This is a genomic window from Micromonospora sp. 4G55 (genome assembly GCF_016803375.1).
Map to the genome: position 1 here is coordinate 1 of NZ_JAEVHN010000277.1, position 7,761 is coordinate 7,761.

The 7,761-nt window shown below is 72.0% G+C and carries 3 protein-coding genes and 2 pseudogenes; 2 read left to right on the plus strand and 3 right to left on the minus strand.

What is annotated here, in order from left to right:
- Together JNW89_RS21105 and ettA are read right to left on the minus strand one after the other, a co-directional pair.
- The coding region (locus JNW89_RS21105) for a thioesterase family protein (protein ID WP_238450212.1) at positions 1 to 348 on the minus strand (348 nt) is incomplete at its 3' end.
- Positions 349 to 350: 2 nt separating this feature from the next.
- Entirely contained in the window at positions 351 to 2,027 is a 1,677-nt protein-coding gene (ettA, locus tag JNW89_RS21110) for an energy-dependent translational throttle protein EttA (RefSeq protein ID WP_238450213.1), read from the minus strand.
- Between the two features lie 362 nt (positions 2,028 to 2,389).
- Between ettA and JNW89_RS21115 the strand changes: the two genes are divergently transcribed.
- Positions 2,390 to 3,790: a trehalose-6-phosphate synthase gene (locus tag JNW89_RS21115; RefSeq protein WP_238450214.1), complete on the plus strand. Its 1,401-nt coding sequence runs from the start codon at positions 2,390 to 2,392 to the stop codon at positions 3,788 to 3,790.
- A gap of 152 nt (positions 3,791 to 3,942) precedes the next feature.
- Positions 3,943 to 6,389: pseudogene (locus JNW89_RS21120) on the plus strand (trehalase-like domain-containing protein); the annotation flags it as partial.
- Between the two features lie 144 nt (positions 6,390 to 6,533).
- Here JNW89_RS21120 and cobA read toward each other — a convergent pair.
- Positions 6,534 to 7,738, minus strand: a pseudogene (gene cobA / locus JNW89_RS21125) (uroporphyrinogen-III C-methyltransferase).
- Positions 7,739 to 7,761: the final 23 nt, after the last annotated feature.

The following is a 7,761-nucleotide window of genomic DNA, read 5'->3' on the forward strand; positions in this document are numbered from 1 at the left end:
CACCGACCGGGCGGTGCTGGCCAGCACGTCGCCGTCGAACAGCTCGTAGGCGACGGTGAACCGGGAGGCCCGGATCTCCTCCACCCAGAGTTCGATCCGGACGGTCGGGGCGGCCTCCGCGGTGGCCCGGCCGAGCGCGTAGTCGACCGGGCGCAGGTAGTCGACCTCGTGCCGGCGGATGACCACCCCGTCGGCGAACGAGCCCACCCCCCACGCCCGGCCGCCGGCGAACATCAACGCCACCCGCGCCTCCTCGTAGAGGGTGAGGAAGCGCGAGTTGTTGACGTGCCCATACGCGTCCAGGTCGGACCAGCGCAGCGTGCAGTCGTAGACGAAACGGTCCGCCATGCTCAGTCGCGGGTGAGCTTGCGGTAGGTCACCCGGTGCGGGCGGGCCGCCTCGGCGCCGAGCCGGTCGACCTTGTTCTTCTCGTACGCGTCGAAGTTGCCCTCGAACCAGAACCACTTGGAGGGGTTCTCGTCGTCGCCCTCCCAGGCCAGGATGTGCGTGGCGACCCGGTCCAGGAACATCCGGTCGTGGGAGATGACCACGGCGCAGCCGGGGAACTCCAGCAGCGCGTTCTCCAGGCTGGAGAGGGTCTCCACGTCCAGGTCGTTGGTCGGCTCGTCGAGCAGGATGACGTTGCCGCCGATCTTCAGGGTCAGCGCCAGATTGAGCCGGTTGCGCTCGCCACCGGAGAGCACCTTGGTGGGTTTCTGCTGGTCCGGCCCCTTGAAGCCGAACGCGGCGATGTACGCCCGCGACGGCATCTCGACCTTGCCCACCATGAGGTGGTCCAGCCCGTCGGAGACGACCTCCCAGACGGTCTTGTCGCCGTCGAGGCCCTGCCGGGCCTGGTCGACGTAGGACAGCGAGACGGTGGGGCCGACCCGGACGTCGCCACCGGTCGGCTGCTCCAGCCCGACGATGGTCTTGAACAGCGTGGTCTTGCCGACGCCGTTCGGGCCGATGATGCCGACGATGCCGTTGCGCGGCAGCGAGAACGACAGGTGGTCGATCAGCAGCCGGTCACCGAAGCCCTTGCTGAGGCTGTCGGCCTCGATCACCGTGCTGCCCAGGCGCGGGCCCGGCGGGATCTGGATCTCCTCGAAGTCCAGCTTCCGGGTCTTCTCCGCCTCGGCGGCCATCTCGTCGTACCGGTCGAGCCGAGCCTTGGACTTGGTCTGCCGCGCCTTGGCGTTGGAGCGGACCCACTCCAGCTCCTCGGAGAGGCGCTTCTTCATCTTGGCGTCGCGGCGGCCCTCGACGGCCAGCCGGGCGGCCTTCTTCTCCAGGTAGGTGGAGTAGTTGCCCTCGTACGGGTAGGCCCGGCCGCGGTCCAGCTCCAGGATCCAGTTGGCCACGTTGTCCAGGAAGTACCGGTCGTGGGTGATGGCGATGACGGTGCCGGCGTACTTGGCCAGGTGCTGCTCCAGCCACTGCACGCTCTCCGCGTCCAGGTGGTTGGTGGGCTCGTCGAGCAGCAGCAGGTCGGGGGCCTCCAGCAGCAGCTTGCACAGCGCGACCCGGCGGCGCTCACCACCGGAGAGCTGGGTGACGTCGGCGTCCGGCGGCGGGCAGCGCAGCGCGTCCATGGCCAGTTCGAGCTTGGAGTCGATGTCCCAGGCGTCGGCGTGGTCCAGCTCCTCCTGGAGCTTGCCCATCTCCTCCATCAGCTCGTCGGAGTAGTCCGTGGCCATCTGCTCGGCGATGGAGTTGAACCGCTCCAGCTTGGCCTTGGTCTCAGCGACCGCCTCCTCGACGTTGCCGAGGACGGTCTTGCTGTCGTTGAGCGGGGGCTCCTGAGCGAGCATGCCGACGGTGTATCCGGGCATCAGCCGGGCCTCGCCGTTGCTCGGCCGGTCCCAGCCTGCCATGATCTTGAGGAGGCTGGACTTACCGGCGCCGTTCGGGCCGACCACACCGATCTTGGCCCCCGGCAGGAAGTTCAGCGTCACGTTGTCGAGCACGACCTTGTCGCCGTGCGCCTTGCGCGCCTTTTCCAGGACGTAGATGAACTGGGCCACGGTGCGGGCTACCTCCGTCGGTTGCTGTCGCCGATTGGCGGGCACGGCACGGGCTGCGAGGGCCACCCGCCGCCGCCGGCCGGGAGCCGGCCGCGCGCACGCCGTCGTCAATCCTGACAGGTACGGGGCGCCGCGCCCACATCACCCCGCCCGAGCAGTACGCCGCGGCTCGCTCCCCGGGGCTTTCCGACGAGCCGGTAGACCGCGGGATCGCCGACCTCCGCCCGAGGCTGTCGCCATGATCACGGTACGGTTCAGCGACCGTGGGACGGGTAGGTGACTCCGGCACGGGGCACCAGACGCCGCAGCTAGGCTCAGACTCTCATCGCGGTGGACCCGTCAGTACCCGGAGGTGGCCGATCGTGACCGTCCGTAGCTCCTTTGTCGTAGTGGCGAACCGATTGCCGGTCGACGAGGTGAGCACACCCGAGGGACGGCAGTGGCGACGCAGCCCGGGCGGGCTGGTGACCGCCCTGCACCCCGTCCTCGCCGAGCACCAGGGCACCTGGGTCGGCTGGGCCGGCGGGACCGGCGCCGCTCCGGAGCCGTTCGACCTGGAGGGCATCCGCCTGCACCCGGTGCCGCTGAGCGCCGAGGAGCTGGAGCGCTACTACGAGGGCCAGTCCAACGCCACCATCTGGCCGCTCTACCACGACGCGGTCGAGACCCCGGCGTACAAGCGCCGCTGGCGCGAGGCGTACCGCCTGGTCAACGCCCGGTTCGCGGAGGCCGCGGCGGACGTGGCGGCCGAGGGCGCCACGGTCTGGATCCAGGACTACCAGCTCCAGCTGGTCCCGGCGATGCTCCGCGAGCTGCGGCCGGACCTGAAGATCGGCTTCTTCCTGCACATCCCGTTCCCGCCGATCGAGCTGTTCATGCAGATGCCGTTCCGCACCGAGATCCTGCGCGGGCTGCTCGGCGCCGACCTGGTCGGCTTCCAGCAGCGGCTGGCCGCGCAGAACTTCGTCCGGCTGGCCCGGCACCTGCTCGGCCTGCGCTACGAGGGCCAGATGATCCAGGTGGACGGGCGGCAGGTGAAGGCCGGTGCCTTCCCCATCTCGATCGACACCCAGGAGATGGAGCGGATGGCCGCCGACCCGGCGATCCAGGCCCGGGCCAAGCAGATCCGCGAGGAGCTGGGCAACCCGAAGACGATCATCCTGGGCGTCGACCGGCTCGACTACACCAAGGGCATCGAACTTCGACTGAAAGCCTTCCGGGAACTCCTCGCTGACGGAAAGCTGACAGTGCCGGACGCGGTTATGGTGCAGGTCGCGACGCCCAGCCGCGAGCGGGTGGAGCACTACCAGGCACTTCGCGTCAAGGTGGAACGCGAGGTTGGTCGGATTAATGGCGAATTCGGACGGGTGGGTGTGCCGGCGGTGCATTATCTGCATCAGTCGTACAGTCGCTCCGAGCTGGCCGCGATGTACGTCGCGGCGGACGTGATGATGGTGACCCCCCTGCGAGACGGAATGAATCTGGTGGCCAAGGAGTACGTGGCATCGCGCGCCGACCAGGGCGGCGCGCTCGTGCTCAGCGAGTTCGCCGGCGCGGCCACCGAGCTGCGCCAGGCATTCCTGTGCAACCCGCACGACCCGGACGCGGTCAAGGACGCCCTGCTGCGGGCCGTACACGTGGAGAAGCCGGAGGCCCGTCGACGCATGCGGATCATGCAACGCCATCTGCGCGCCCATGACGTGGGGCACTGGGCGAAATCGTTCCTCACCGAGCTCGGCACGTCCGGGGTGGAGGCCGCGTGAACGCCCCCGCCGACATCGTGACCCCGGCCGCCGGGACGATGGATCCCGAGCTGCTCGCCGCCATCGGGCGGATCGCCCGGGTCCCCCAGCTCCTGGTCGCCTGCGACTACGACGGCACGCTCGCGCCGATCGTGGAGGACCCGAGCAAGGCCGTGCCGCTGCCGGAGTCGGTCGCCGCGGTCCGGGCGCTCGCCGCGCTGCCGCAGACCACCGTCGCGGTGGTCTCCGGTCGGGCGCTGCGCGACCTGGCCGCGCTCTCCCGGCTGCCCAGCGAGGTCCACCTGGTCGGCAGCCACGGTTCCGAGTTCGACATCGGCTTCGTCGAGCGGCTCTCCCCCGAGCTGATCGCCGTCCGCACCCGGCTGCGCGACGCGCTGCGCGAGATCGCCGCCGCCCACCCGGGCGTCCGGCTGGAGCGCAAGCCGGCCAGCATCGCCCTGCACACCCGCGGGGTCGACCCGCAGGTCGCGGCGGCGCCATCGAGGCGGTCCGCAGTGGCCCCGCGACCTGGGACGACGTCACGGTCACCCAGGGCAAGGAGGTCATCGAGCTGTCGGTGGTCGCCACCCACAAGGGCACCGCCGTCGACCAGCTGCGCACCCAGCTCTCGGCCAGCGCGGTGCTCTTCATCGGCGACGACGTCACCGACGAGAACGCCTTCGGCAACCTGCACGGCCCGGACGTCGGCATCAAGATCGGTCCCGGCGACACCCAGGCCGGCTATCGGGTCGCCGAGCCGATCGAGGCGGCCCGGGCCCTGGGCCTGCTGCTGGAGACCCGCCGGCACTGGCTCTTCGGCGAGCGGGCCGTCCCGATCGAGCGGCACTCGATGCTCGCCAACGGCCGGACGGTGGCCCTGCTCACCCCCGAGGCCAAGGTCAGCTGGCTCTGCCACCCCAAGCCGGACTCGGCGGCGATCTTCGCCGACCTGGTCGGCGGCAGCCCGGCCGGCCATTTCAGCATCGTCCCGGAGCGCGGCGGCATCCCGCTGGGGCAGCGTTACCGCAGTGGCACCATGACCGTGGAGACCCGCTGGTCGGGCCTGACGGTCACCGACTGGCTCGACCTGCCGGCCCGGGAGACCACCCCCGACGGCCCGGCGATCATCACCGGCGACTCGACCCTGGTCCGGGTGCTGACCGGCTCCGGCAAGGCCCGCATCGACTTCGCCCCGCGCCCGGAGTTCGGGCAGGTGGCGGTGCAGCTGCAACCGCTCGACGACGGCCTGCTGGTGCTCGGCTCCAACGAGCCGGCCGCGCTCTACGCCCCGGGCGTGACCTGGGAAGTCAGAAGCGACGGAGTGAACGAGAGCGCGCAGGCGATGGTCGACCTCTCCGCCGCCGGCGGCCAGGTCGTGCTGGAGCTGCGCTTCGGCACGCACAGCCTGGAGCACCACGTCGTGCCGATCCACGAACGGCAGGCCAAGGCCGAGCAGCCGTGGAAGGACTGGGTGGCCTCGCTGCGGCTGCCCACCACCGCCCGCGACCTGGTCGCCCGCAGCGCGCTCACGCTGCGCGGCCTCTGCCACGAGGCGACCGGCTCGATCCTGGCCGCGGCGACCACCTCGCTGCCCGAGGAGCTGGGCGGGGTCCGCAACTGGGACTACCGCTACTGCTGGCTGCGCGACGCGGCGCTGACCGCCCGCGCGCTGGTCGACCTGGGTTCCCTCGAGGAGGCCGAGGCGCTGCTGCGCTGGGTGGACGGCTGCGTCGAGCGCACCGGCGGCCACCCGGAGCGGCTGCACCCGCTCTACACCATCGACGGCTACGAGCTGGGCGCCGAGGCGGTCATCGACACCCTCCCCGGGTACGCCGGCTCCCGGCCGGTCCGGGTGGGCAACCTCGCCAACCACCAGCTCCAGCTGGACGTCTTCGGCCCGATCGCGGATCTGATCGCCGCCGTGGCCGACGCCCGGGGCTCGGTCCGCGAGGACGAGTGGCGGGTGCTGGAGAACATGGTCGAGGCGGTCCGCCGCCGCTGGCACGAGCCCGACCACGGCATCTGGGAGGCCCGCCTCCCCCCGCGGCACCACATCTTCTCCAAGGTGATGTGCTGGATGACCGTCGACCGCGCGCTGCACATCATGCGCCAGCACGGCGGCGAGGACCGGCCGGAGTGGGTGGAGCTGCGCGACCGGATCGGCGCCAACGTGCTGGAGAACGGCTGGCACGAGGCGGTCGAGGCGTACAGCGTCGCGTACGGCGACGAGGACATGGACGCCTCCTCGCTCTGGATCGGCCTGTCCGGGCTGCTGCCGGGCGACGACCCGCGTTTCCTCTCCACCGTGCTCCGGATCGAGGCGGACCTGCGCAGCGGGCCGGTCGTCTACCGGTACCACTGGGACGACGGCCTGCCCGGCCGGGAGGGCGGCTTCCACATCTGCACGGCGTGGCTGATCGAGGCGTACCTGCGCACCGGCCGCCGCACCGACGCGGAGGAGCTGTTCATGCAGATGATCGACACTGCGGGCCCGACCGGGCTGCTCCCCGAGCAGTACGACCCGCTCGCCGAGCGCGGCCTGGGCAACCACCCGCAGGCCTACAGCCACCTCGGCCTGATCCGCTGCGCGCTGCTGCTGGACAACATGCTCAAGCAGTGACCTGACCAGCGACGACGGCGGCCGGAGAGACACCTCTCCGGCCGCCGTCGCGTCTGGCGCCACGTCGTGCGGAGCCGCCGGCCGGCCGAAGATCCACCCCCGTTCGCGGCGGGTCGCGGTGTCGTGGCGCCAGGCGGGAGCCGGTCAGACGTCGAGCGTGCCGACCACGTCGCCGATCACCACGATGGCGGGCGGGCGCAGGCCCGCCGCCACCACGTCCGCCGCCACCGCGCCCAGCGTCGAGCGCAGCGTCCGCTGGGCGCCGGTGGTGCCCTCCTGGATCACGGCGACCGGGGTGGCCGGGTCTCTGCCGTGCGCGGTGAGCGTCGCGGTGATCGCGGCGAGGTTCTTCAGTCCCATCAGGACGACCAGGGTGCCGCGCAGTCCGGCCAGGGCCGGCCAGCGCACCAGCGAGTCCGGCGAGTCCGGCGCGACGTGCCCGGAGACGACGGTGAACTCGTGCGCCACCGCCCGGTGGGTGACCGGGACGCCGGCCACCGCGGGCACGGCGATCGCGCTGGTCACGCCCGGCACCACGGTCACCGGTACGCCCGCCTCGGCGCAGGCCAGCAGCTCCTCGCCGCCCCGGCCGAAGACGTACGGGTCGCCGCCCTTGAGCCGGACCACGACCTTCCCGGCCAGGGCCCGGTCCACCAGGATCCGGTTGATCTCCTCCTGGGCGCGGGACGGGCCGTACGGGATCTTGGAGGCGTCCACCAGCTCGACGTCGGGACGCAGCTCGTCGAGGAGCAGCCCGGGCACCAGCCGGTCGGCGACCACCACGTCCGCCTCGGTGAGCAGCCGCCAGCCCTTGACGGTGATCAGCTCCGGATCGCCCGGCCCGGCACCCACCAGCGCCACCCGACCGGGTGCGGCCCCGCCCGGCGTCGTGCCCCGCCCGGCGGCGGCCAGACCGGTGCGCACGTTCAGCAGGTCGCGCACGGCGTCCCGGACGCTCATCGCGCGACGCGGGTCGCCACCGCCGAACACCGCCACGGTGACCGGGCCGTGCCGGGTCACGCCGGCGTCCACGCGGTGGCGGCGGAGCGGTCGTCGGCGCGTACGCAGAAGATCCGGCGCTCGGCGGCGGCGACGCTGACCGACGCGGCGGCGAGCGGGTCGTCGACGGCGACCTGGACCAGCCAGGCGCCGTCCAGGTCGGCCGGGACGAACCGGCGCGGCGCCCAGTGCAGCCGCCCGGCGTCGACGTGGGCCTGCAGCGCGGGGGTCAGCTCCGGCGAGACGAGGAAGACGTCCGCCCCGGAGTCCAGCAGCACGTTCAGCAGGTCGCGCACGGCGTCCCGGACGCTCATCGCGCGACGCGGGTCGCCACCGCCGAACACCGCCACGGTGACCGGGCCGTGCCGGGTCA